This is a genomic window from Sulfitobacter sp. F26169L (assembly GCF_026410285.1).
In the GTDB taxonomy this organism is placed as follows: Bacteria; Pseudomonadota; Alphaproteobacteria; order Rhodobacterales; family Rhodobacteraceae; genus Sulfitobacter.
Genome location: NZ_JAPMLP010000003.1, coordinates 202,072 through 227,040, shown reverse-complemented (window position 1 = coordinate 227,040; position 24,969 = coordinate 202,072). Strand labels below are relative to the sequence as shown.

Here is a 24,969-nt window from a genome sequence, read left to right as displayed (position 1 = left end):
GCCATTTTGCCGGATCAGAAGCGGATGGTGCCATGTTCGCCGGCGTCGGGCTTCTCATCGGTCATGTTCGCCTTTGCGATCTCATACAGGAACTTGACGCTGCCACCTGTTGCCCAGACTTCAGCCTCACGCGGGGCGAACCGCAAAAGCTGGATATCGGGATCGTCCTTGCCGTCCTCAAACCACGCGCCGGCAAAAACGCTCCAGATTTCGTCCAGCATCATTCGATCTGTTACCGCGTCTAGCGTTCCATCGATGCGGGCATAGAGACTCTCATCTGAACTGCTTACCAGAAACTGCGCGGGCACAGGGCGCGCCGCCGCTTTAGCCAGATCGGTTGTCTTTGCAGTGATAAACCAGATTGTACCGCTGTCATCATCCGCATGATGGCTCATCGGGACGGCGGGTGCGCCATCTGCCGAAAGCATTCCTGCGCGTGTATCTTCAAGGCGGTCCCAAAACATTTCCTTCAGGTCGTCGGACATGGTTATCTCCTAAATATCTCAGTTGTTGGCAAACGTCTGATGATTTGATTTGGTTCCGTGAAAGCTTGACGCAATGCAGGTGATCTGTCAGTATTGAACAAGCGTTCAATAAACGAAGTCAGGGAGAGACTTAATGTTCAATGCCACCATGCAGTTTGATCTGGGTGAAGACGTGCAGATGCTGCGCGAAACGGTTCACCGCTGGGCGCAAGAGCGGGTCCGCCCGATGGCGCAGAATATCGACAGCGACAATCTGTTTCCCGCCGATCTGTGGCAGGAAATGGGCGGTCTTGGCCTTTTGGGCATGACGGTAGATGAGAAATTCGGCGGCACCGACATGGGGTATCTGGCGCATACGGTAGCGGTCGAAGAAATCGCACGGGCCAGTGCTTCGGTATCGCTGTCCTACGGGGCGCATTCCAACCTGTGCGTTAATCAGATCAGCCTGAATGGCACTGACGAACAGCGTGAGAAGTTCTTGCCCAAACTTTGCTCGGGCGAGCATGTGGGTGCGCTGGCAATGTCGGAGACATCTGCTGGGTCGGACGTTGTTTCGATGAAGCTTAACGCGGAAAAACGCAATGATCACTACCGTTTGAACGGCAACAAATACTGGATCACCAATGGCTGCGACGCGGATACGCTGGTCGTGTACGCCAAGACGGACAAGGATGCTGGCTCCAAGGGGATCACGGCGTTCCTGATCGAGAAATCCATGAAAGGCTTCAGCACCAGCGCGCATTTTGACAAGCTGGGGATGCGTGGATCAAACACCGCCGAGCTGATTTTTGACGATTGTGAAGTCCCGTTCGAGAACGTGCTGGGCGAAGAGGGCAAGGGCGTGCGCGTCCTGATGTCGGGTCTGGACTACGAGCGTGTCGTGTTGGCGGGGATCGGTCTGGGCCTGATGGCGGCCTGTCTGGATGAGATCATGCCATATATGGTAGAGCGCAAGCAATTCGGCCAGCCGATCGGTAACTTCCAGCTGATGCAAGGTAAGATGGCAGACATGTACACGGCTATGAACTCGGCCCGTGCTTATGTGTATGAAGTGGCAAAAGCCTGTGATCGCGGCACCGTGACCCGTGCTGATGCTGCGGCGTGCTGTTTGTATGCATCCGAACAGGCAATGGTTCAGGCTCATCAGGCGGTACAGGCCATGGGGGGGGCGGGGTATCTGTCTGACAACCCTGTTGCGCGTATCTTCCGTGATGCAAAGCTGATGGAGATCGGCGCAGGAACGTCCGAAGTGCGGCGCATGTTGGTGGGACGCGAAATGATGGCGGCAATGTCGTGATGCAGCGCGCGTTGGCGGGATTGGACGATCAGGGGCGCTGGGATATTCCGGCGCGTCTGAACATGGCACAGCAATGCCTGAGCCAGCCCGACGATGCGCTGGCCGTGATTGATGTGACCAGCGGCGCGCGGCACGATACCACTTATGGGGCGCTGGGCGAAATGGCTGACGGGCTGGCGCGCGCGCTGCTCTTGCGTGTGCAGCCCGGTGACCGCGTCGGCGTATTGCTCAGCCAGAGTATGTGGTGTCTCGCATCCCATCTGGCGATCTGGAAAATTGGCGCAATATCAGTGCCTTTGTTCAAACTCTTTAAGAACGATGCGCTGGCGTCGCGGATCAATGATGCGGGTGTCGAACTGGTGCTGACAGACGCCGAAGGCGCGGTATTGCTAGGAGAACTGGCAGAGCCGTTGCAGGCCGATACCTACGGCATATCCGGTGAACCGGTTGATTTTGCCGATACCGGACCCGACGATCCGGCAGTGATCATCTACACCTCCGGCACGACAGGAACTCCAAAAGGGGCGCTGCACGGCCATCGCGTTTTGACAGGACATTTGCCCGGTGTCGCGACCAGCCATGACTATCTGGGGCAGGAGGGGGATTGCCTCTGGACGCCTGCGGATTGGGCGTGGATCGGCGGTTTGTTTGACGTGGCGATGCCTGCGCTTGCGCTGGGCGTGCCTGTGGTCGCGGCCCGCATGGCGAAATTTGATGTGGCGGAGTGTCTGCGCATCATCGCGCAGGGCGGCGTGCGCAACGTATTCTTTCCGCCAACCGCTTTGCGGATGCTGAAAGCTGAAGGCGCAGAAATAACAGGTTTGCGCTCTGTTGCCAGCGGCGGGGAGCCTCTGGGCGCTGAAATGCTGGCATGGGGGCGCAGCGCGCTCGGTGTCGATATCAACGAATTTTACGGGCAAACCGAATGTAATATGGTCGCCAGCAGTTGCGGCGCGGCATTCCCTGCGCGCGCTGGCTGCATTGGCAAACCTGTGACCGGCTTTGAATTGGCAGTTCTGGAGGATGGTACGCCCACAGACGGCGAAGGTGATGTGGCCGTGCGGCGCGGCGCGGCGACGATGATGTTGGAGTACTGGCAGCGGCCCGAAGAAACTGCGGCCAAGTTTCACGGTGACTGGATGCTGACGGGTGACCGTGGCATTTGGGAGGGCGACTTCTTGCGATTTGTCGGGCGCGAGGATGATGTGATCACCTCTAGCGGCTATCGGATTGGCCCGTCCGAGATCGAGGATTGTCTGCTGACCCATCCGGCGGTTGCAACCGTAGGTGTGGTGGGCAAGCCCGACCCCATGCGCACCGAGATCGTGAAGGCCTATGTCGTTCTGAAATCGGGTTTCGATGCCAGCGCGTCCGATCTTCAGGCATGGGTTAAGGAACGGCTGGCAAGCTACTCATACCCAAGGGAAATCGAGTTTCTGGATGCGCTGCCGATGACCGTGACCGGAAAGGTCATTCGCGGGGATTTGAAAAAGCGTGCCCGTATAGAGGCCGCAGAGTGATGCGGCCCCCGTCTGTTCATAGCGCAGTGTCAGAACTTGATAACATAAGCGAGGTTCAGGACCAGCGGATCGATCTCGGCCTTGCCGATGGATGCGCCGTTCAGGGTTGCTTCGCTGTCGATGTCCATCCAGCGCAGATTAGCGCGCAAGGCAGAGCCGTTGGCGAGTTGGTAGTCCATCCCGATCTGAACGGCGAAGCCGAACCCGTCTTCCAGCTCAAGCGTGCCAAGCGGGGATTCTTCCTGAAAGAAGGCGGTGTAGTTCACACCGGCACCGATATAGGGCTTGAACGCGCTGTTTGTCGGAAAGTGGTAGTTCAGCGAGAGTGTGGGCGGCAAGTGCTTGGTGGTGCCGGCAAATCCGACACCAGCAATGTTGATGTCATGCTCGAACGGGGTCGCGGCCAGCAGTTCGATGCCCAGATTGTCACGGATGAAATATTCGGCGGTGATGGTCGGGCGTACATCGTTCCCGATAGAGGCGTCACCCCCCGCAAGCACACCGTTGCCGGATTTCGGCATGACGGACCCGATGCCGAAGCCGAGTGTGAAATCCCCCCGGGACTGCGCAGCGGCAGAGGTCGCGGCGGTTGCGGCGATTGCAAGGGCGATAAATGTGGTCTTCATGATTCTGTCTCCTGTCGATTTGACGCCCCCAGTTTGCGCTGCGCTGCGGCGCGCGGCCATGATCTGGATCAATATTTCCGACACTTAAGTGTTGAAAAACAAATACTCACCCAAAATTCTGCATGTGCAGTGTGAAAGGATAGCCATGAAACTTGCGTCACAGGCGTTGCCCTCATCCGAGGCGTTCAAATCAAACACCGCTGCTCATCTGGAGGCTCTGGCCCAAGTACGTGAAGCGGCGCAGGCAGCAGCGCTTGGCGGTGGCGAAAAGTCGCGCGAGCGGCATTTGAGCCGTGGCAAGATGTTGCCGCGGGAAAGAGTAGCGAACCTGCTGGATGCGGGCAGCCCGTTTCTGGAAATCGGAGCCTTTGCGGCCCATGGTCTGTACGGCGGCGCGGCGCCTAGTGCCGGTGTAATCGCCGGAATTGGCACGGTGCAGGGCCAGGAGGTGATGATCGTGTGTAACGATGCCACCGTGAAGGGCGGCACCTACTATCCTGCCACCGTGAAAAAGCACCTGCGCGCGCAGGAAATTGCAGAGGAAAACCATCTGCCCTGTATCTATCTGGTTGATAGCGGTGGCGCGAACTTGCCCAATCAGGATGAAGTTTTTCCCGATCGCGACCACTTTGGCCGGATTTTCTATAATCAGGCCCGGATGAGCGCGAAGGGAATTCCCCAGATTGCAGTTGTGATGGGGTCATGTACAGCGGGCGGGGCCTATGTGCCTGCGATGTCTGACGTGACGATCATCGTCAAAGAGCAGGGCACAATTTTTCTCGCGGGGCCGCCGCTGGTCAAGGCGGCAACCGGTGAAGTTGTCAGCGCGGAAGATCTGGGTGGTGGTGATGTGCATACCCGTCTGTCAGGCGTTGCCGACTATCTGGCCGAAGACGATGCGCATGCGCTGTCACTGGCGCGCCGGGCGGTGGGCCATCTCAACCGTGCAAAGCCCACAACAGTACAATGGGAAAGCGTCGAAGAACCTGCCTATGATCCCGATGAAATTCTGGGGGTAGTGCCAGCCGATCTGCGCACGCCCTACGACATCCGCGAAGTGATCGCGCGCACTGTGGATGGCAGCCGTTTTGACGAATTCAAACCGCGTTTCGGGGAAACGCTCGTGACGGGGTTTGCCCATGTGAAGGGGTGCCCCGTCGGGATCATCGCCAACAACGGTGTGCTGTTCTCCGAAGCGGCCCAAAAGGGCGCGCACTTTGTCGAGCTGTGTTCGGCGCGGGGTATCCCGCTGGTGTTTCTGCAAAACATCACCGGCTTTATGGTTGGGCGAAAGTACGAAAACGAAGGTATCGCGCGTCACGGGGCAAAGATGGTGACAGCGGTTGCCTGTACCAATGTGCCCAAAATTACCATGCTGGTGGGGGGGTCATTCGGGGCTGGCAACTATGGCATGGCCGGTCGCGCCTATAGCCCGCGGTTCCTGTGGACATGGCCCAACAGCCGGATTTCCGTGATGGGCGGTCCGCAGGCGGCGGGTGTTCTGGCCACGGTCAAACGCGACGCGATCGAACGCGCGGGCGAGACATGGTCAGCCGAGGATGAGGCCAAGTTTAAGCAGCCCACCATCGATATGTTCGAAGAGCAGTCGCACCCGCTATATGCCTCTGCGCGGCTTTGGGACGATGGCATCATCGATCCGCGCAAAAGCCGCGACGTGCTGGCACTGAGTTTAAGTGCATCGTTGTGCGCCCCTATCGAGCCGACAAAGTTCGGCGTGTTTCGAATGTGAGGGAAACGGTATGAGCAAGACATTGCAAGAGATCGTCGACGCCAACCCGCAAGCCGAAACATTTCGGTTTGGCGACAGTCCCGAACTTTGTGCCGAAATCCTTGCGCTGGTGCGCAGCGGGACAAAAACCGCAACCTGCGAGGCAGCATCAGCCTATGGCAATGGCAAGGACGCATGGCCCGAGGTTGGGCGGCGTGATGTCGCGCTCAATTGGGACGGCACGCCGGCGGTGATGATCGAGACCGTGGAGGTTCGCAAACGGGGGTTCGAGGATATGGACGCCGAATTCGTCGCGGCACAGGGCGAGTTTCGGGATCTGGCACACTGGCGGGCGGCCTATGAGGCGTACTTTCGGCGAAACGGTGGTTTCGCGCCGGACATGATGCTGATGTGCGAGCGCTTTTGCGTTGTCGAGGATTTTGGCTGAGATCCGGATTGGATATTTAAGGCCAAAAAAAGTAGGAAAGTGGGACGGGAATGTTTGACACGATTTTGATTGCGAACCGGGGCGAGATTGCCTGTCGGGTGATGGAAACGGCGCAAGCCATGGGTGTGCGCTGCGTTGCGGTTTATTCAGATGCGGATGCGGGGGCCAAGCATGTAGCGCTGGCCGATGTGGCGGTGCATATCGGCGGCTCTGCGCCATCCGAAAGCTATTTGCGCGGTGATGTGATTATTCAGGCGGCACTTGATACCGGTGCGCAGGCGATCGACCCGGGCTATGGATTTCTGTCAGAGAACCCCGATTTTGTCGATGCGGTCGGCGCGGCGGGGCTGACGTTCATCGGGCCGTCTGCGGACGCGATCCGCGCGATGGGTCTGAAGGATGCCGCGAAGGCATTGATGATCGAGGCGGGTGTGCCTGTTGTGCCGGGCTATCACGGCAGCGACCAGTCCGATGATCTGCTGGCGGAGGAGGCGGGCAAGATCGGCTATCCGGTACTGATCAAAGCGGTCGCAGGGGGCGGTGGCAAGGGTATGCGTCTGGTCGAGGACGCAAGCGGTTTCGCAGATGCTCTGGCGAGTGCGCGGTCCGAGGCGAAGACCGCCTTTGGCAATGCGGATGTTTTGGTAGAGAAGTTTGTCAGCCAGCCGCGCCACATCGAGGTGCAGGTTTTTGGCGATGGCAAAACGGCTGTGCATTTGTTCGAGCGGGACTGTTCGCTGCAAAGGCGTCACCAGAAGGTTATCGAGGAAGCGCCCGCACCGGGAATGACTGAAGAGATGCGCGCCGCAATGGGGCAGGCGGGCGTAAAAGCGGCTGAAGCGATTGGATATAAGGGTGCTGGCACCGTCGAATTCATCGTTGACGGTTCGGACGGGTTGAAGGCCGACGGGTTCTTTTTCATGGAGATGAACACCCGTTTGCAGGTGGAACATCCGGTGACCGAGGCGATCACCGGCGTTGATCTGGTGGAATGGCAACTGCGTGTTGCGGCGGGTGAGGATCTGCCCAAAGCGCAAGACGAGTTGTCGATCACGGGCCATGCGTTTGAGGCGCGTCTGTATGCCGAGGACGTTCCAAAAGGATTCCTTCCTGCAACCGGTACGCTGACGCATCTGGCGTTTGATCCAGCGTGCCGCGCCGACAGCGGTGTGCGGGCGGGGGATACCATCAGCCCGTTTTATGATCCGATGATTGCCAAAGTTATCGTGCACGGTCCTACGCGTGACGTGGCATTGGCACGGCTGCGTCAGGCGCTGGCGGGAACGCAAGTGGCAGGCACCGTGACGAACCTTGCGTTTCTGGGCGCGCTTGCGGGGCATGAAGGGTTCCGCAACGGAGATGTGGATACCGGTCTGATCGCACGTGACATTGATGCGCTGACACAGGTGCCAGCGGTTCTGCCCCGTCACGTGGCGTTGGCAGGAATGGCCGCGCTTGATTTGATGGAAACAGGACCACTGACGGGTTTCACGCTTTGGGAGCCTATGCTGCGTCAGGTTCAGCTTGCCTGGGACGGTGAGGATCATCTGGTCAAGGTCGAGGTTGTCGGACCGGATCACCAGCGTTGGCATGTGCAGGATGATGTGATCGAGGCGCGCCGCGTCGGGGAAAACTGGCAGGTTGGCGGCAATCCGGCAGCAGATGTTGCTGTCGCCAACAATCGGATTACGGTTTTTGACGGGTACGGCCTGATTTTTGACCGCATTGATCCCCTGCTGCAAGCCGCCGGCGCGCACGGAGATGGTAACCTGATTGAAGCGCCCATGCCCGGACTGGTGCGGGAAGTATTTGCCACCGCTGGCCAGAAAGTCGCCAAAGGCGACAAACTGGCCATTCTGGAAGCGATGAAGATGGAGCATAGCCTGCTTGCGGCGCGTGACGGGATCGTTGCCGAAGTTCTGGCCAGTGCGGGTGATCAGGTCGAAGCGGGTGCAGCGCTGGTCAGGCTGGAGGCCGAAGACGCGTGAGGGCATATCGACGGGCAGGTCCATGTTCTGAAGGTTGCAGGGCTTGCCGTCGTTAGTCGTTTTGCCTTTTCTTTCGGATATGCGATGCCGGTGTTTGCGGCCCTGTCGTTTTTTGTATGGCGACCGTTGGCGCAGAGGCTGCTGGAGGGGATGTTTGGCGGGGTTCGCATGATCTACCGGCAGTGGCGTCCGGCCAAGCCGAAGCCCGAACGGCTGGTTGCGCAGACAGTGCCGTGCGCTGGAATGGCGCGGTAACTGAAGTGTACACCGCTCATAACGATGACGGCGGAAGGTGAAAAATATATTGTCTGAACGGGCACCGGATTTAATGAGGATTAGGACATGATCACACTGCACCACTGCCCGCAGAGCCGCTCCATGCGCAGCTTGTGGTTGTTACATGAACTGGATGTCGCGTTTGAGGTTCAGACCCGTGGCTTTGACAAATCCCTGCGCGATCCGGCCTATCTGGCAAAAAGCCCTGCGGGTCGTGTGCCAGCGCTGGAGATCGACGGCGAGACGATATTCGAGACAGGCGCAATCACGCAGGTGTTGTGTGAGCGGTTTTCGCCAGATGTGCTGGGGCGGGCGGCAGGCCATCCCGAACGCGCGCAGTGGCTGGTATGGGTGCATTTTGCCGAAACCATCAGCCAGCATGCGGCGGCACTGACGCAACAGCACGTTGTATTGCGCGACGATGCGATGCGCAGTCCTATCGTGATGCAGCTGGAGGCGGCGCGGCTGACAAAATGCTATGCCGCGCTGGAGGCACGGCTGACGGGGCGTGACCATTTGCTTGATGGCGGATTTTCTGCGGCAGATGTTTCGGTGGGTCAGGCGGTCTATCTTGCGCGCTTTTTTGCCCATTTGGACGGGTTTGGCGCGCTGGCGGACTGGTACGCGCGGATCACTGCGCGGACAGCATTTAAGGCATCATTACCCGGCGATGCCGCGATCTTTACACAAACCTTTTTCGCACCTTGGGACGCGTCTGCGCACCGGAATTGAAAGTGTTGCGTCATAAAAGGGGTGCATGCGCGCGGATAACAGTGCAGTCTTGAGATATATAATTTCGGAGAGAGCGTTATGAACCTGGGACCATGTGAAATTTTCGAGGTGGGGCCGCGGGACGGTTTGCAAAACGAAGCACGCGATATTCCTGTTGCAGAGAAGATTGCGCTGGTGGACCGACTGAGCAAGGCCGGCTTTTCGCGGATTGAATGTGCCAGCTTTGTTTCTCCGAAATGGGTGCCGCAAATGGCGGGCTCGGCCGAGGTGCTGGCGGGAATCACGCGCAAGGATGGCGTGCGCTACGCCGCCCTGACCCCCAACATGCGTGGCTATAGCGATGCTATAGCCGCAGGCGCGGACGAGATCGCGATTTTTGCCAGCGCGTCGGAGGGGTTTTCCCAGAAGAACATCAACGCTTCGATAGCTGAAAGCATCGAGCGGTTTGTGCCTATTCTGGAGGAAGCGCGGCATATCGATTTGCCGGTGCGCGGTTATATTTCCTGTGTGGTTGAATGCCCCTATGACGGGCCGGTTGCGCCGCAGGCTGTTGCAGATCTGGCCGACAAGCTGTTTGCGATGGGCTGTTACGAGGTATCGCTGGGGGACACTATCGGAGCTGGAACGCCGGACAGTATCGCGCGGATGTTGCTGGCAGTGCGTGAAGTGGTGCCTGTGGGCCGTCTGGCGGGGCACTATCATGATACGGGCGGTCGTGCGCTTGCCAATATCGATGCCTCGCTCAGCCTTGGGGTGCGGGTATTTGACGCTGCTGTCGGGGGGTTGGGCGGCTGTCCCTATGCGCCGGGCGCATCGGGGAATGTCGCAACCGAAGCCGTGGCTGCCCATCTGGCGCAGTTGGGCTATGACACAGGGCTTGACCTTGATGTGATTAACGAAGCTGCCGACATGGCGCGTGCCATGCGCAGTTGATCCCGCTTTTCGATTTTAAGGACCATCAGAAATGTTTGAAACCATAACCGTTGAAACAGACAGTCGCGGTGTCGCGACCCTGACCCTTGCGCGGGAAGAAAAACACAACGCAATGTCAGCGCAGATGCTGGCAGATTTGACCCGAGCTGCCGCCGATCTGGCGGGCGACAACTCCGTTCGGGTTGTGGTGCTGGCCGCAGCGGGGCGCACGTTTTGCGCGGGCGGCGATCTGGGCTGGATGCAAGAGCAGATGGGCATGGACGCTGCAACCCGCGCAGCAGAAGCAGGAAAACTGGCAACCATGCTGGGGGCGTTGAACCGTCTGCCCAAGCCGCTTATCGGGCGATTGCAGGGCAATGCGTTTGGTGGCGGTGTGGGTATGGCCGCTGTATGTGATGTGGCAATCGGCGTGGATAGCCTGAAAATGGCGCTGACGGAGACAAAGCTGGGCATTATCCCCGCCACCATCGGCCCCTACGTAATCGCCCGTATGGGTGAGGGACGCGCGCGGCGGGTGTTTATGTCCGGTCGCGTGTTCGGCGCGGATGAAGCGGTGGAGCTTGGCTTGCTGTCGCGTGCTGTGCCGCAGGATGACTTGGATGCCGCCATAGAGCGCGAAGTTGTGCCGTATCTTGCCTGCGCCCCCGGTGCCGTGGCCGCCGCCAAAAAGCTGGCGCAGGATTTGGGCGGTGCCGCGACGGAAGAAGCCGTTGCCATGTCGATCGCCGCACTGGCCGAACGCTGGGAAACCGAAGAGGCTGCCGAAGGCATCGGCGCATTCTTTGAAAAACGCAAAGCTGCATGGGTGGTTTAACGCGGAAATGTGTGGGCGGGGCCTTGCACTCCGATTTCGTTGCAGCCCGTTGTCGTTGCTTTTCTAAACCCGAGGGAAGAGCCTCACGATATCATAAACACATCGTAACGCGTTGATTTTCCCTGAATGACATGCGAGCGCGGCCGTATCCCAGCCATCGGATCGGCCTTGGCTGGCCATTTCAGCACCACACGGTTGCGCGCGTGCGCAAGGGCTGCGCGCATCAACTCTACCGCATCTTCATCGGTTCCCACAATTTCGCGGACCTGACGCAGCTCGCGCTTGACCAAAGCCGTATTTTTGCGTGGCGGGTGCATGGGATCAACCAGAATGGCCTCTCCGCGCAGATCAGGCAGCAAATCCTTTGCATCGCCCTCCAGAAGGGTCATGCGGTTGATAATGTCTCGAAATACGCCGCCTTCGTCAAAGGCCTGCTTCATGCCTTGCGCCAGCAGTTTATGCATTTTCTGCGATCGCTCAATCAGCGTGACCTGCGCGCCAAGCGATGCCAGCAAAAACGCATCGCGCCCCAGTCCAGCCGTGGCATCGACGACCATTGGCGTTTTGCCGGCCTGCAATCCCATCGCGCGCGCCAAAGCCTGCCCGCGTCCCCCGCCAAAGCGAAGCCGGTGAGCAACCGCGCCGCTGATAAAATCAACCCGTAATTCTTGATCAAGTTGTTTCATGGCAGGTGTCGTCAGTTGTTTCGGATGCACAGTGGGGCCTGTCTATCCGGTTTCTTCGCAATGCTATAGGTTCGAAAACCGACTTTGCGCGGATTTCTGGTGTCGGGGCGGCTATCTGCCACGCGTTGGCACTACCTTTCCGCCCTTCCTCCCGTTGACCCCGTGCCGCCGCACGGCTAAACCCCATACAAAGCGTCAAGCAGGGCGAGATGCCCACGCCATCCAAGAAAGGAGCCACCCTTGGACGATATGCTTATGGAATATCTGCCGATCCTTATTTTTCTGGCTGTAGCAATCGGTCTCGGCCTCGCCTTGCTGCTTGCCGCCGTTGTGCTGGCTGTGCGCAATCCGGACCCCGAAAAAGTGTCGGCGTACGAATGTGGATTCAACGCATTTGACGATGCGCGGATGAAATTTGATGTGCGATTCTATTTGGTGGCGATTCTGTTCATCATTTTTGACCTTGAAATCGCCTTCCTGTTCCCTTGGGCTGTGGCGTTTAGCGACATTTCGATGGTGTCGTTCTGGTCTATGATGTTCTTCCTTGCGGTGCTGACCGCAGGCTTTGCGTACGAATGGAAGAAAGGGGCGCTCGAATGGCAGTAACGTCTACAAACAGTCCGGCCACTGCTGGCATGGACCGTGATGTCGCCACGCAAAACCTGAACGCCTCTTTGCAGGACAAGGGATTTTTGCTGACCTCAACAGAGGATTTGATCAACTGGGCGCGCACCGGCTCGCTGCACTGGATGACCTTCGGTCTGGCATGCTGCGCCGTGGAGATGATGCACACCTCCATGCCGCGCTATGATCTTGAACGCTTCGGCACCGCGCCGCGCGCCTCCCCGCGCCAGTCCGATCTGATGATTGTGGCCGGCACACTGACCAACAAAATGGCGCCCGCACTGCGCAAAGTCTATGACCAGATGCCGGAACCGCGCTATGTGATCTCTATGGGATCCTGCGCAAACGGCGGGGGATATTATCACTACAGCTATAGTGTTGTCCGTGGATGTGACCGGATTGTACCTGTCGACATCTACGTGCCCGGATGCCCGCCGACAGCCGAGGCATTGCTGTACGGCATCATGCAACTGCAACGCAAAATGCGTCGGACGGGGACAATTGTAAGATGAGCGATGCACTTAACGAACTTGGAGCACACATCGAAGCTCAGCGCCCGGATTGTGTTCTTGGCTGGGACGTATCCTTTGGCGAGCTGAACCTTGACGTGACTCTTGCCAATATTGCCGGTCTGGTCGAATTTTTGAAAGGTGATCCAACCTGTCGCTTCACCTCGTTGGTTGATATTACAGCAGTTGATTACATGGGGCGCGCAAAGCGGTTTGATGTCGTTTATCACTTCCTGTCGATGTACCAAAACCAGCGTATTCGTCTGCGTGTGGCCGTACGGGAAGAGGACATGGTACCCTCACTGGTTGCTATCCACCCCAGCGCCAACTGGTTCGAGCGCGAGGTGTTCGACATGTTCGGCATCATCTTCTCGGGTCACCCCGATCTGCGTCGCCTCCTGACAGACTACGGATTCCGTGGCTACCCTCTGCGCAAGGATTTCCCGACAACGGGTTACACCGAAGTGCGCTATGACGAGGCGGAGAAGCGGGTGGTCTATGAGCCTGTGAGCCTTGTTCAGGAATACCGCCAGTTCGACTTTATGTCACCGTGGGAAGGGGCCGAGTATATCCTTCCAGGCGATGAGAAAGAGGCGGCGAAGTGATGGATTTGCTGGTTGGTATGTATGGTGGGTCGATTGCCACGCTGACGTTGGCACTGGCTTCATTTCCCCTTTTTAAAAAACCTAGCCAATCCACCATTGGTGGATTTTTAACGGAGGCTTCCACATGATGGACGGCACCAAAGGTTTCGAAGACGCTCTGACGGGCGAGCAGAAAATCCGGAATTTCAACATCAACTTCGGTCCGCAACACCCTGCGGCCCACGGCGTTTTGCGTCTGGTGCTGGAACTGGACGGCGAGATTGTCGAGCGCTGTGATCCGCATATCGGTCTGCTGCACCGTGGCACCGAAAAGCTCATGGAGAGCCGGACCTATCTGCAAAACCTGCCGTATTTCGACCGCCTGGATTACGTGGCGCCGATGAATCAGGAACATGCCTGGTGTTTGGCCATCGAACGCCTCACCGGCGTCGAGGTGCCCCGCCGCGCGAGCCTCATCCGTGTGCTGTACTCCGAGATTGGCCGCATCCTGTCGCACCTGCTGAACGTCACCACGCAGGCGATGGACGTGGGCGCGCTCACCCCGCCACTCTGGGGTTTTGAAGAGCGTGAAGATTTGATGATCTTTTACGAACGTGCTTGCGGAGCCCGGTTGCATGCGGCTTATTTCCGTCCCGGTGGTGTTCATCAGGACCTGCCTGAGGCGCTGCTGGATGATATCGAAACGTGGACCCATAAATTCCTCAGCGGGTTTATGGTCGACATTGACACGCTGCTGACCGAAAACCGGATATTCAAACAGCGCAACGTCGATATCGGCGTGGTGAGCGAGCAGGATATTTCCGATTGGGGCTTCTCCGGCGTGATGGTACGCGGTTCAGGCCTTGCGTGGGATTTGCGCCGCGCGGAACCTTATGAGTGCTATGACGAATTTGATTTCCAGATCCCAACAGGGGTGAATGGCGATTGCTACGACCGCTATCTCGTCCGCATGGAGGAAATGCGCCAGTCTGCGAGCATCATGCTGCAAGCCATCGAAAAACTGCGCGCTCCGGAAGGGAAGGGCGATATCCTTGCCCGTGGTAAAATTACTCCGCCCAAACGGTCGGACATGAAGACATCCATGGAGAGTTTGATCCACCACTTCAAGCTTTACACCGAAGGCTTCCACGTGCCGGCTGGTGAAGTGTACGCAGCCGTCGAGGCTCCCAAAGGTGAGTTCGGTGTGTATCTGGTGGCGGATGGCACCAACAAACCCTACCGCGCCAAACTGCGCGCGCCGGGATATCTGCACTTGCAGGCGATGGATTATCTCGCCAAGGGCCATCAACTGGCCGATGTCGCTGCAATCATCGGTACGATGGACATCGTGTTTGGCGAGGTCGATCGTTGATTCTGTCGCCCTTCATCATTTTTCCAACTAAACTCCCTCCGGAGGTATCTGCCGCCTCCGCAAGTACGAAAGCCTGATCCGATGCTCCGCCGTCTCCACCCTGAACAACCCGAGTCCTTCGCCTTCACTCCTGACAATCAGGCATGGGCCGAAGTGCAGATCACCAAATATCCCGAAGGCCGTCAGGCATCGGCGATTATCCCGCTGTTGTGGCGCGCGCATGAGCAGGAGGGGTGGCTGACCCGTCCGGCAATCGAATATGTCTGCGACATGCTGGATCTGGCCTATATCCGCGGTCTTGAAGTGGCGACGTTCTATTTCATGTACAAACTCGCGCCGGTCGGCTCGGTGGCCCATATCCAGATTTGCGGCACCACGTCCTGCATGATTTGCGGCGCAGAAGACCTGATCGGTGTTTGTCGCGAAAAAATTGCGCCCAAAGCGTTCGAACTCAGCGCGGATGGCAAGTTTTCGTGGGAAGAAGTGGAATGTCTGGGCGCGTGTTCCAACGCGCCGATGGCGCAGATCGGCAAGGATTATTACGAGGATTTGACTGCCGAGAATTTTACCAGAATTCTTGATGAACTGGCGGCTGGCAACGTTCCCGTTCCGGGGCCGCAAAATGGCCGTTATGCCTCCGAACCGCTTGGCGGGCTGACTTCGCTTACCGAATATGATAGCGGAAAAACCCGATATAACGCGTCAGTGCAGTTGGCGACGGACATAGGCGATACGGTCAAACGGATCGATGGTACAGAGGTGCCGTTGTTGACGCCTTGGCAGGGCAAAGCTGCGAACACAGGCGAGAAGCCTCCTGCCAAACGAGGCGACGATCCGGAAGTCGACCGCAAGCGTGGTGTCGCATCTGATCAGGTGTCGGAAGTTAAAGGCGAAGCGCCCGAGGTGGAAGCCAAAGCCAAACCTGCACGCGGCACACCCGCACCGGAACCGAAGACTGATGCAAAGGCAGAGTCCGGCACAGAGACCCCGCGCGCCGGCAAGAAGCCCCGCACCATGAGCGCGCCGCGCAAAGCCGGTGCAGATGATTTGAAGCTGATCAAGGGTATTGGACCAAAACTTGAAGGCCTGTTAAACTCCATGGGCTTTTACCACTATGACCAGATCGCTAAATGGGGTGAGGACGAGCTTGCGTGGGTTGACCGGAACCTTGAAGGCTTCAAGGGCCGTGCATCACGTGACAACTGGGTAGAACAAGCGGGTAAACTGGCACGCGGTGAAGAAACCGAATTTTCTACGAAAGCGGGTAAAGACGGTCGGTATAACTAGCGGCTGACGGGATCGGGCTGGCAGATAGGCTTCTGAGATGGCGATGAAAGAGAACAGCACAAAGTGTGGCATGATTTGTTGGAGCATTGCGGCTCTGACAGGCGCGCTTTCGTTTGCTTTTCTTTTCTGGAGCGCAAACGCCGTTTTTTCACTTTCTTTGCTGCTTGGTGCCCTGATTGGCGTGGGGTTGGGAATTATTCTCAATAACGCATTCTGCAATGGACGCTCCCGAGCAATCGGTTTTGCGTCTGCCATTCCAGAGGGGGCTGCGGCAGGCATCGCTGCATCCGATACGATCACAACGCCTGATAATAAAGCTGTAGATACGGCGGCTGGAACGAGATCCCCCAAACGAGCAGCAGCGGGTACAAAAGCAGGCACAAACACTACGTCATCTGCTGCATTCAGCCAGACAGCTAATGCAGTACAGCAAGGCTCAGGGATCGCTGACGGGCCAAGTGAAAGCGTCAAAGAGGCACAAAATGCTGCGAAACCTGCGGTAATTGCTCAAAAACAGCCAAATGCTGGCAGAGCGACGGCATCAGCAGCTACGACGAAGCCAGCAGCGAAAACAAGTGGCCAAAAGCCGGAAACAATGCTTGCCGCGCCGCGCCCCGAAGGGAAAGATGATCTCAAGCTGATCAGCGGCGTTGGTCCCAAGCTTGAACAGACTTTGAATGATCTTGGGGTCTATCACTTTGACCAGGTTTCAAAGTGGAAGAAGAAAGACATCGCGTGGGTGGATGAAAACCTGCGTTTTAAGGGCCGGATAGAGCGGGACGGCTGGATGTCGCAGGCTAAAATACTGGCCAAGGGCGGCGAGACGGAGTTCTCGAAGAAGAAGAAAAAGACATAAAGCAGGGAGCAGTTCGTGGCGGAAAACGATGATCAACTGTCACGCAACGGGCGACACCTTGCGATCGTAAGTGTTGTGGGCGCGTTTGCTTTTATAGCAATCGAAGCTGCAGGGACTATCTATGGATGGTCAAACCAAACAATGGGCCTGTTGGAGCTCGGCATCGCTGCCGTGTTTCTATGGGTCTTTATACAAGCATTCAGAATGTGGCGTTTGCGCCAATCTGAGAAAGACGGATGAGCACCATGTTGCAAGATAAAGACCGGATTTTCACCAACCTCTACGGCATGCATGACCGCACCTTGAAGGGTGCGCAAACACGGGGCCATTGGGATGGGACGGCGGACATCATTAAAAAGGGCCGCGACTGGATCATCGACGAGATGAAAGCTTCCGGTCTGCGCGGGCGGGGCGGTGCGGGTTTCCCCACGGGCCTGAAATGGTCGTTCATGCCCAAAGAGTCTGATGGTCGGCCCAGCTATCTGGTGGTGAACGCCGATGAATCCGAGCCGGGCACCTGTAAAGACCGCGAAATCATGCGCCACGATCCGCACACATTGATCGAAGGGTGCCTGATCGCGTCCTTTGCGATGAACGCAAATGCTTGTTACATCTACATCCGCGGCGAATACATTCGCGAAAAAGAAGCGCTGCAAGCTGCAATCGACGAAGCCTATGATGCAGGTCTGTTGGGTAAGAACGCAGCCAAGTCAGGCTGGGATTTTGATTTGTACCTCGCACATGGTGCGGGAGCCTACATCTGCGGTGAAGAAACCGCGCTTCTTGAATCCCTTGAGGGTAAAAAAGGCATGCCTCGCATGAAACCGCCGTTTCCGGCGGGTGCGGGCCTGTACGGTTGCCCGACCACTGTGAACAACGTCGAATCCATTGCGGTTGTGCCGACAATCCTGCGCCGTGGCGGTGGCTGGTTTGCGGGATTTGGTCGGCCTAACAATGCGGGAACCAAGCTGTTCGCGATTTCGGGGCATGTGAATAACCCCTGTGTTGTCGAAGAATCGATGAGCATCGGTTTTGAAGAACTGATCGAAAAACATTGCGGTGGTATTCGCGGCGGCTGGGACAACCTTAAGGCGGTTATTCCGGGCGGTAGTTCGGTCCCGCTGATTCCCGGCCACGAGATGCGCCACGCGATTATGGATTTCGATTACTTGCGCGAACAGCGCTCGGGCCTTGGAACCGCAGCAGTGATTGTGATGGACAAGCAAACCGATGTGATCAAGGCGATCTGGCGTCTGGCCGCGTTTTACAAGCATGAATCCTGCGGCCAGTGTACTCCTTGCCGTGAAGGCACGGGCTGGATGATGCGGGTGATGGAGCGTTTGGTAAGGGGCGATGCAGAACCGGAAGAGATCGATATGCTGCTGGACGTGACCAAGCAGGTAGAGGGCCACACAATCTGTGCTCTTGGCGACGCTGCCGCTTGGCCTATTCAGGGTTTGATCCGACACTTCCGTGACGAGATCGAAGAGCGGATTGCCCATAAACGCACGGGCCGCGTCGGCTCTGTCGCTGCGGAGTAGGGGGTTGGACCAATTTGCGCAATATAGTCACGCCATCGCGTCGCTCGCCCTGTGGGCTTTGCTTGTGGTCGGGCTGTCGCTGAATAGCACGCGGGGCCGGACCGCCGAAAACCGGTGTGGCTGTGGTAAGCCAAAGCGGGACTATAGTGATCCGGCTTACCGCAGCGAGCGCGCATTTATGAACGCGGTCGAAACTTCTGGTCCTTATGTTGCCGCTACACTGGCCGCGATGTTGGCAGGGGCATCCCCGCTAATGGTAAACATCCTTGCATCGGTTTTTCTGGTATCCCGTCTGGTGATGGCGTTCGTTCACATTCGTACAGAAAATCAGGCGATGCGGTCTGTGTCGTATGTTATTGGCTGGTTCTGCATCATCATCACTGCTGTTCTGGCAGTGATCGCGGCATTCTAAGCTGTCATGTTGGTATATTTCTCGCGAAGGGGCGCGCAAAGGCTGGTGAGCGATCTATCGAACATGGTCTTTCTCGGCATTACTAATGATCGTGCGGCAAATGGCTGCGCTGCATTGGGCTTTGAGCATCGCATTAGTGTGGCGCCATCGCAAAACATTACAGAACGAAGAAGCACTGGCCCTGCCTGATAATTTGCGCAATAACAGGCACAAAGTTACGTAATTAGCCGCACGGCTGCGTGTGGAGGAGACGGTGATGAACAATTGGACAGGTATTGCGCTGTGCGCAGGGCTTCTTGCAGGCTGCACCTCGGCCGAAGACCGTATCTTTTTCGACGGTCAATATTACAATGCAAAACTGCGCAAGATCGACCGCCAGCTCGACCAGTTCACAGTCACGGTAAAGCCTGTTTCAAAGTCATTGCTGGGCGCACGTGAAGCGGGCCGCTATGAAGCGGTGGTTCATTGCGTCAACCTTTTTGGTAGTTCCGATATCATCTGGACGGCGGGACCCGATGCCCCCCAAGCGCAGCTTTCCATCGACAAAGATACACTCACCTTGCAGGGACAATGCCCCGACGCACGATAATCCAACCGCTAGTGTGTATCCCGCCGGGTGCGCGCTGTTATTGCATAACAAAGGGATCCCGACCCACATGCCGACAAGGGCAATAGCCCGTAAAAGCATTTGAGGAGAGCACATATGCGTAACCTGATAATCACCCTTTTCATTGTGATGTCCGCCGGCGGGGTCTCGGCTAAACAAAACCTGCGCGATGTGCGCGCGGTCGATGATGCAGTTTTTGATGTTGCTGTAGCTGACGAGATACGAAAGAAGTGCCCTGACATTTCGGCGCGCGTCATCAAGGCACTATCGCTTTACCGATCGGTGCGTGCGCACGCCCGCTCGCTGGGGTTTACGGACGACGAGATTGACGCATACGCCGACTCGGATCAGGAAAAGGCGCGGATGCGCGCCAAGGGCGAGGCATATATGAACGCCAACGGGGTTGTGGCGTCCGACCCGCAAAGCTATTGCGCATTGGGGCGCAAAGAGATTCAAAAATCGAGCCGCATCGGCTCGTTGCTGAGGATAAAGTGATACCATGAGCGATATTCGCAAGATCATCATCGACGGTAAGGAAGTTGAAGCCGAGGGCGCGATGACGCTTATTCAGGCGTGTGAGCAGGCAGGTGTCGAAGTGCCGCGGTTCTGTTACCACGAGCGGCTTTCGATTGCCGGCAACTGCCGGATGTGTCTTGTCGAAGTGGTCGGTGGTCCGCCCAAACCGGCGGCAAGTTGTGCGATGCAGGTGCGTGATCTGCGCCCCGGTCCCGAAGGCCAGCCGCCTGTGGTCAAAACCAACAGCCCGATGGTCAAGAAAGCGCGCGAAGGCGTGATGGAATTCCTGCTAATCAACCACCCGCTTGATTGCCCGATCTGTGATCAGGGAGGCGAGTGTGACTTGCAAGACCAAGCAATGGCATATGGCGTTGATTTCTCGCGTTACCGCGAGCCGAAGCGTGCGACCGAAGATCTGGAAATCGGGCCGCTGATCGAAACGCACATGACACGGTGTATTTCTTGCACCCGCTGCGTGCGTTTTACCACTGAAGTGGCCGGTCTGAACGTCATGGGGCAAACCGGTCGTGGCGAAGATTCGGAGATTACAACCTATTTGGGTGCGCTTATTGACAGCAACCTGTCGGGCAACATCATCGATCTGTGCCCAGTGGGTGCGTTGGTCAGCAAACCTTATTCGTTCACCGCCCGTCCATGGGAACTAACCAAGACCGAATCCATTGATGTGATGGACGCGCTATGTTCAAACATTCGCGTGGATACCAAGGGCCGCGAAGTGATGCGCTTCCTGCCGCGCAACCATGACGGCGTAAACGAAGAGTGGATTTCGGATAAAACCCGTTTTGTTTGGGATGGCCTGCGCAAACAGCGCCTTGATACGCCCTACATCCGCGAAAACGGTAAGCTGCGCAAAGCGGAATGGCCCGAAGCTTTGGCCGCTGCCGCTGCCGCAATGAAAGATAAAAAAGTCGCCGGTCTTGTAGGCGATCTGGCCCCTGTTGAGGCCGCGTTTGCCCTCAAGCAGTTGATCGAGGGGCAGGGCGGTGTGGTTGAATGTCGCACGGATGGTGCCAAGTTGCCTGCGGGCAACCGGTCTGCCTATGTCGGCACAGCGGCGATCGAGGATATCGATGTTGCGGATAAAGTTCTGCTTGTAGGCACAAACCCTGCCATCGAAGCACCGGTCCTGAATGCGCGCATCCGCAAGGCATGGACGCAGGGAGCTGACGTAATTGTTGTCGGTGAACCGGCAGATCTAACCTATGAATATGAGCACATGGGCGATGACCGCGCTGCTCTGGCGCATGTGCTGGACCTTGATATGGCCGAGCTCGCAGATAAAAACTGCATCGTGGTTGTGGGGCAGGGCGCATTGGCAGCGGAAGACGGCGCTGCGGTGCTGGCAACCGTGCAGGCGATCTGTGAAAAATCCGGTGGAAAGTTGTTGGTGCTGCACACAGCGGCTGGTCGCGTAGGCGCGATGGATGTTGATGCTGTCACCGAAGGCGGTGTCGTGGATGTGCTGGCCGCCGACGTTATCTACAACCTTGGCGCTGATGAGGGGGATATCCCCGCAGGCCCGTTTGTCATCTATCAGGGCAGTCATGGGGATCGCGGAGCGCACCGTGCGGATATCATTCTGCCCGCCGCCGCCTATACCGAAGAATCAGGCCTGTTTGTGAACACCGAAGGACGCCCGCAATTGGCACAGCGCGCCAGCTTTGCGCCCGGTCAGGCCAAGGAAAACTGGGCCATCCTGCGCGCGTTGAGCGCCGAAATGGATGCAGTGCTGCCGTTTGATTCGCTTGCCGCATTGCGTCAGGCGTTGGTAAAGGCATACCCGCATCTGGGTAATGTCGATCAGGTCGCAGAAAACGAATGGACGTCGCTGCCACAGGCCCCGCTCGGGTCGGGTAAATTTGTGAACGCAGTCTCAGATTTTTATCTAAGCAATCCGATTGCGCGGGCGTCCAGCCTGATGGCCGAACTGTCAGCCAATGCAAAGGCGCGTCGCACAAAGGCTTTGGCTGCAGAGTGAGAGACAAAGGGCTGATCGCTTTTTTGGCGCTGGCCGGATGTGAGCCTGCGACACCAACAGCAGAGGATTTCATTCCCGAATACAAGGGGGTGGAAACCGTGCTGCTGGACGGCGATCTTGTGCAGTTCAATGTTGCGATGACGAAGGCGCTTGCGCCTGATAATGTCTCGGCCTACGCAGAATGTGCTGCGGCGCAGTATACGCTGATACGCGGGTACGGTTTTGCGCGACATGTAAGGACAAATGTAGCAATTGAGGGTGGCATTTGGCGCGCTGATGCTGTTTACACAATCTCGCCGAGCCTGCCCAAAGGCTTGAAGACTATTGATGCTGAAGTGGTAACGCAAAGCTGCCGCGAAAAAGGCATCCCGACGGTGTGAGGACCTATGGCTGACTTCTTTTTCAACACGACGCTGGGGATGATTCTACTGATCGTCGGTCAGATTCTTCTTGTGGTGGTTCCGTTGCTGGTTGCACTGGCGTTTCTGATGTATCTGGACCGCAAGATCTGGGCGAGCGTGCAGTTGCGCCGTGGCCCGAACGTGGTCGGGGTTTACGGGCTGCTGCAATCCTTTGCCGATTTCGGCAAATATATTGTGAAAGAGATTGTTGTGCCTGCGGGTGCAGACCGTCCGGTCTTTTTTCTTGCGCCGATGATCACGCTTGTGATGGCGCTGGTGGCGTGGTCGGTGATTCCGTTCAACGACGGTTGGGTTCTGTCCGACATCAACGTCGCCATCCTGTTTGTTTTCGCCGTGTCCTCACTTGAGGTATATGGCGTGATCATGGGGGGGTGGGCTTCTAACTCGAAATACCCTTTCCTCGGCTCGCTCCGCTCTGCGGCGCAGATGATCTCTTACGAGGTGTCGCTGGGCCTGATCATTATCGGTATCATTATTTCGACAGGTTCGATGAACTTCAGTGGCATTGTCGCTGCGCAGGACAGCAACTATGGCCTGCTTAGCTGGTATTGGTTGCCGCACTTCCCGATGCTTATCCTGTTCTTCATCTCGGCACTGGCCGAAACCAACCGCCCACCGTTTGACCTTCCCGAAGCGGAATCCGAACTGGTTGCCGGTTATCAGGTAGAGTATTCCTCGACACCCTTCCTGCTGTTCATGATCGGTGAACTGGTGGCGGTGGTGCTGATGTGTGCGCTGATTTCGCTGATGTTCTTTGGCGGCTGGCTGTCACCCATCCCGGGCCTGCCCGATGGCATCTTCTGGATGATTGCCAAAATGGGCATCGTGTTCTTCTTCTTCTCGCTGATCAAGGCGATCACACCGCGCTACCGCTACGACCAGTTGATGCGTTTGGGGTGGAAAGTGTTCCTGCCGTTCTCGCTGTTCTGGGTGGTATTTGTGGCTTTCGCGGCAAAATTTGGATGGTTCTGGGGGATTTACGCCCGCTGGACCGTAGGGGGCTGATATGACCGACTACACTCGTCACGCCAAATATTTCCTGCTTCAGGATTTCTACCAAGGCATGAAGCTGGGCATAAAGTATATGTTCAAGCCGAAGGCGACGATAAACTATCCGCATGAAAAGGGGCCGCTATCACCTCGTTTCCGCGGTGAACATGCGCTGCGCCGCTATGCCAACGGCGAAGAGCGCTGCATCGCGTGCAAACTGTGCGAAGCGGTCTGCCCCGCGCAGGCGATCACCATTGATGCGGAGCCCCGTGAAGATGGCAGCCGTCGTACCACGCGCTATGACATTGACATGACGAAATGCATCTACTGCGGTTTCTGCCAGGAAGCCTGCCCGGTGGATGCGATTGTCGAGGGGCCGAATTTCGAGTTCAGCACCGAAACACGCGAAGAACTGTATTACGACAAGACCAAGCTGCTGGAAAATGGCGACCGGTGGGAAGCAGAGATTGCACGCAATCTTGAAATGGATGCACCGTACCGATGACTGATAAAAACCCTTGGGAAGATATGTTGAAGCAGGCGCAGGAAATGGCAAAAACCTTTCCGGCAATGGATGCGTTTTCGCCCAAGGGATTTGAATCCATGATGGGGCTGATGCCCAAGGACATGATGGAGACATTCTTTGGCAACAAACTGAACCCCGACGGGCTCGATGCAAAAACGCGTCTGTTGCTGACGCTTGCAGGGCTGACAATGCAGGGCGCGCAGAACGATACAGCAGTGCGGCAGACTGTACGGCACGCGATGGAAGCGGGCGCGCACAAGCAACAAATTATCGAGACAATCGGCCAGATGTCAGTATTCGCTGGCATTCCCGCAATGCAACGCGCAATGGATCTGGCCAAAGAAGTTCTGGACGACGGCGAAACCGCCGGAAAAGCGGAAGGTGACACATGAGCGTTTTTGCATTTTATCTTTTTGCGATCAGCGTGATTGCAGGCGGTCTGTTCACGGTGGTTAGCCGTAATCCGGTCCACTCGGTCTTGTGGCTGATCTTGGCATTCCTGTCGGCGGCGGGATTGTTCGTGCTGCTCGGCGCGGAATTTGTCGCGATGCTGTTGATCATCGTTTACGTGGGCGCCGTGGCGGTGCTGTTCCTGTTTGTGGTGATGATGCTGGATGTCGACTTTGCCGAGCTGAAGGCCGAAATGGCGAAATACATGCCTCTGGCGCTGCTGATTGGCCTTGTGATCTTGATGCAGTTCGTCATGGCGTTTGGCGCGTGGGAAAGCAACGCGGCGGCCGAAGGGTTGCGCGCGCAAGTGACCGACACGGCGGTGGCTAACACCAACGCATTGGGGATGGTTCTTTATGATGACTATTTCCTCCTGTTCCAGCTGTCGGGCCTGATCCTGCTGGTTGCAATGATCGGTGCGATTGTTCTGACACTGCGCCACCGTGGCGATGTGAAGCGTCAGGATGTGGTTGCCCAAATGATGCGCGATCCGTCCAAGGCGATGAACTTGCATGACGTGAAACCGGGGCAGGGATTGCGTTAAGTATGCTCCGTGCCGCGCTGGCACGGACGTTGAATTTGCCGGAGTTGCCTTACAAGCGGCAACAGGTCCGGCCAGAAATGATAGGGAAGTAAGCAATGTCACGTAACACCTGGGTCGTGCTGATCGTAGTTCTAATCATTGTGCTTGGCGGCTATAGCTTCTTGTGAAATACGCAGCGCCAAAGAGCCGGTGGCGC

Annotated in this window: 30 protein-coding genes; 27 read left to right on the top strand and 3 right to left on the bottom strand. The window is 57.2% G+C overall.

What is annotated here, in order from left to right:
- Positions 1–14: 14 nt before the first annotated feature.
- On the bottom strand, positions 15–485 hold the full coding sequence (locus OS189_RS07930; protein ID WP_267166758.1) for a pyridoxamine 5'-phosphate oxidase family protein: 471 nt from the start codon (positions 483–485) through the stop codon (positions 15–17).
- Between the two features lie 133 nt (positions 486–618).
- Between OS189_RS07930 and OS189_RS07925 the strand changes: the two genes are divergently transcribed.
- Both OS189_RS07925 and OS189_RS07920 read left to right on the top strand, forming a co-directional pair.
- Entirely contained in the window at positions 619–1,782 is a 1,164-nt protein-coding gene (locus OS189_RS07925) for an isovaleryl-CoA dehydrogenase (RefSeq protein WP_267166757.1), read from the top strand.
- A complete protein-coding gene (locus OS189_RS07920; RefSeq protein WP_267166756.1) occupies positions 1,782–3,302 on the top strand; it encodes an AMP-binding protein in 1,521 nt (506 codons plus the stop codon). Before OS189_RS07925 ends, OS189_RS07920 begins: the two co-directional genes overlap by 1 nt.
- A gap of 29 nt (positions 3,303–3,331) precedes the next feature.
- Here OS189_RS07920 and OS189_RS07915 read toward each other — a convergent pair whose 3' ends face one another.
- Positions 3,332–3,928 carry an OmpW/AlkL family protein gene (locus OS189_RS07915; protein WP_267166755.1) on the bottom strand — a complete coding sequence of 199 codons (597 nt, stop codon included), beginning with the start codon at positions 3,926–3,928 and terminating at the stop codon, positions 3,332–3,334.
- Between the two features lie 145 nt (positions 3,929–4,073).
- On the opposite strand from OS189_RS07915, the gene OS189_RS07910 reads away from it, so the two are divergent.
- The 7 genes from OS189_RS07910 (at position 4,074) to OS189_RS07880 (ending at position 10,848) form a co-directional block, all read left to right on the top strand.
- The gene (locus OS189_RS07910; RefSeq protein ID WP_267166754.1) at positions 4,074–5,678 is read left to right on the top strand and encodes a carboxyl transferase domain-containing protein; all 1,605 of its coding nucleotides are present in this window, start codon (positions 4,074–4,076) and stop codon (positions 5,676–5,678) included.
- Positions 5,679–5,688: 10 nt separating this feature from the next.
- A complete protein-coding gene (locus OS189_RS07905; RefSeq protein ID WP_267166753.1) occupies positions 5,689–6,105 on the top strand; it encodes an ASCH domain-containing protein in 417 nt (138 codons plus the stop codon).
- 50 nt (positions 6,106–6,155) lie between these two features.
- On the top strand, positions 6,156–8,093 hold the full coding sequence (locus OS189_RS07900) for an acetyl-CoA carboxylase biotin carboxylase subunit (protein WP_267166752.1): 1,938 nt from the start codon (positions 6,156–6,158) through the stop codon (positions 8,091–8,093).
- 84 nt (positions 8,094–8,177) lie between these two features.
- Complete coding sequence (locus OS189_RS07895) at positions 8,178–8,348, top strand: hypothetical protein (protein ID WP_267166751.1); 171 nt, start codon at positions 8,178–8,180, stop codon at positions 8,346–8,348.
- Positions 8,349–8,435: 87 nt separating this feature from the next.
- Positions 8,436–9,101 (top strand): glutathione S-transferase family protein, encoded by a 666-nt coding sequence (locus OS189_RS07890; protein ID WP_267166750.1) that lies wholly within the window; start codon positions 8,436–8,438, stop codon positions 9,099–9,101.
- 78 nt (positions 9,102–9,179) lie between these two features.
- Positions 9,180–10,034, top strand: coding sequence for a hydroxymethylglutaryl-CoA lyase (locus tag OS189_RS07885; protein ID WP_267166749.1), 855 nt, complete (start codon positions 9,180–9,182; stop codon positions 10,032–10,034).
- 31 nt (positions 10,035–10,065) lie between these two features.
- Complete coding sequence (locus OS189_RS07880; RefSeq protein ID WP_267166748.1) at positions 10,066–10,848, top strand: crotonase/enoyl-CoA hydratase family protein; 783 nt, start codon at positions 10,066–10,068, stop codon at positions 10,846–10,848.
- Positions 10,849–10,931: 83 nt separating this feature from the next.
- Here OS189_RS07880 and OS189_RS07875 read toward each other — a convergent pair whose 3' ends face one another.
- The gene (locus OS189_RS07875) at positions 10,932–11,534 is read right to left on the bottom strand and encodes a class I SAM-dependent methyltransferase (protein WP_267166747.1); all 603 of its coding nucleotides are present in this window, start codon (positions 11,532–11,534) and stop codon (positions 10,932–10,934) included.
- Between the two features lie 240 nt (positions 11,535–11,774).
- Between OS189_RS07875 and OS189_RS07870 the strand changes: the two genes are divergently transcribed.
- The 18 genes from OS189_RS07870 to OS189_RS07785 all read left to right on the top strand — a co-directional run bounded on the left by OS189_RS07870 (position 11,775) and on the right by OS189_RS07785 (position 24,773).
- Positions 11,775–12,140: an NADH-quinone oxidoreductase subunit A gene (locus OS189_RS07870; RefSeq protein WP_267166746.1), complete on the top strand. Its 366-nt coding sequence runs from the start codon at positions 11,775–11,777 to the stop codon at positions 12,138–12,140.
- A complete protein-coding gene (locus OS189_RS07865; protein WP_267166745.1) occupies positions 12,131–12,670 on the top strand; it encodes a NuoB/complex I 20 kDa subunit family protein in 540 nt (179 codons plus the stop codon). Before OS189_RS07870 ends, OS189_RS07865 begins: the two co-directional genes overlap by 10 nt.
- Positions 12,667–13,272: an NADH-quinone oxidoreductase subunit C gene (locus tag OS189_RS07860; RefSeq protein ID WP_267166744.1), complete on the top strand. Its 606-nt coding sequence runs from the start codon at positions 12,667–12,669 to the stop codon at positions 13,270–13,272. The genes OS189_RS07865 and OS189_RS07860 overlap by 4 nt, the downstream gene beginning before the upstream one ends.
- Positions 13,272–13,400, top strand: coding sequence for a hypothetical protein (locus OS189_RS07855; protein ID WP_267166743.1), 129 nt, complete (start codon positions 13,272–13,274; stop codon positions 13,398–13,400). The genes OS189_RS07860 and OS189_RS07855 overlap by 1 nt, the downstream gene beginning before the upstream one ends.
- The gene (locus tag OS189_RS07850; RefSeq protein ID WP_267166742.1) at positions 13,397–14,623 is read left to right on the top strand and encodes an NADH-quinone oxidoreductase subunit D; all 1,227 of its coding nucleotides are present in this window, start codon (positions 13,397–13,399) and stop codon (positions 14,621–14,623) included. The genes OS189_RS07855 and OS189_RS07850 overlap by 4 nt, the downstream gene beginning before the upstream one ends.
- Positions 14,624–14,704: 81 nt before the next feature.
- Positions 14,705–15,910 (top strand): NADH-quinone oxidoreductase subunit E, encoded by a 1,206-nt coding sequence (locus OS189_RS07845; protein WP_267166741.1) that lies wholly within the window; start codon positions 14,705–14,707, stop codon positions 15,908–15,910.
- A gap of 37 nt (positions 15,911–15,947) precedes the next feature.
- Entirely contained in the window at positions 15,948–16,766 is an 819-nt protein-coding gene (locus OS189_RS07840; RefSeq protein ID WP_267166740.1) for a helix-hairpin-helix domain-containing protein, read from the top strand.
- Positions 16,767–16,781: 15 nt separating this feature from the next.
- Entirely contained in the window at positions 16,782–17,006 is a 225-nt protein-coding gene (locus tag OS189_RS07835; RefSeq protein WP_267166739.1) for a DUF5337 family protein, read from the top strand.
- A gap of 5 nt (positions 17,007–17,011) precedes the next feature.
- Positions 17,012–18,307 carry an NADH-quinone oxidoreductase subunit NuoF gene (gene nuoF / locus OS189_RS07830; RefSeq protein WP_267167012.1) on the top strand — a complete coding sequence of 432 codons (1,296 nt, stop codon included), beginning with the start codon at positions 17,012–17,014 and terminating at the stop codon, positions 18,305–18,307.
- A gap of 4 nt (positions 18,308–18,311) precedes the next feature.
- Complete coding sequence (locus tag OS189_RS07825) at positions 18,312–18,719, top strand: MAPEG family protein (protein ID WP_267166738.1); 408 nt, start codon at positions 18,312–18,314, stop codon at positions 18,717–18,719.
- 256 nt (positions 18,720–18,975) lie between these two features.
- Entirely contained in the window at positions 18,976–19,308 is a 333-nt protein-coding gene (locus OS189_RS07820; protein ID WP_267166737.1) for a hypothetical protein, read from the top strand.
- A gap of 114 nt (positions 19,309–19,422) precedes the next feature.
- On the top strand, positions 19,423–19,821 hold the full coding sequence (locus tag OS189_RS07815) for a DUF5333 domain-containing protein (RefSeq protein WP_267166736.1): 399 nt from the start codon (positions 19,423–19,425) through the stop codon (positions 19,819–19,821).
- 4 nt (positions 19,822–19,825) lie between these two features.
- On the top strand, positions 19,826–21,841 hold the full coding sequence (gene nuoG, locus OS189_RS07810) for an NADH-quinone oxidoreductase subunit NuoG (RefSeq protein WP_267166735.1): 2,016 nt from the start codon (positions 19,826–19,828) through the stop codon (positions 21,839–21,841).
- A complete protein-coding gene (locus OS189_RS07805) occupies positions 21,838–22,221 on the top strand; it encodes a YNQ4 family lipoprotein (RefSeq protein WP_416237466.1) in 384 nt (127 codons plus the stop codon). The genes nuoG and OS189_RS07805 overlap by 4 nt, the downstream gene beginning before the upstream one ends.
- A gap of 6 nt (positions 22,222–22,227) precedes the next feature.
- Positions 22,228–23,268: an NADH-quinone oxidoreductase subunit NuoH gene (gene nuoH / locus OS189_RS07800; protein WP_267166734.1), complete on the top strand. Its 1,041-nt coding sequence runs from the start codon at positions 22,228–22,230 to the stop codon at positions 23,266–23,268.
- Between the two features lies 1 nt (position 23,269).
- Positions 23,270–23,758, top strand: a complete 489-nt coding sequence (gene nuoI / locus OS189_RS07795) for an NADH-quinone oxidoreductase subunit NuoI (RefSeq protein ID WP_267166733.1) — start codon at positions 23,270–23,272, stop codon at positions 23,756–23,758.
- Positions 23,755–24,171 carry a carboxymuconolactone decarboxylase family protein gene (locus tag OS189_RS07790; protein WP_267166732.1) on the top strand — a complete coding sequence of 139 codons (417 nt, stop codon included), beginning with the start codon at positions 23,755–23,757 and terminating at the stop codon, positions 24,169–24,171. Before nuoI ends, OS189_RS07790 begins: the two co-directional genes overlap by 4 nt.
- The gene (locus tag OS189_RS07785) at positions 24,168–24,773 is read left to right on the top strand and encodes an NADH-quinone oxidoreductase subunit J (RefSeq protein ID WP_267166731.1); all 606 of its coding nucleotides are present in this window, start codon (positions 24,168–24,170) and stop codon (positions 24,771–24,773) included. Before OS189_RS07790 ends, OS189_RS07785 begins: the two co-directional genes overlap by 4 nt.
- Positions 24,774–24,969 lie beyond the last annotated feature (196 nt).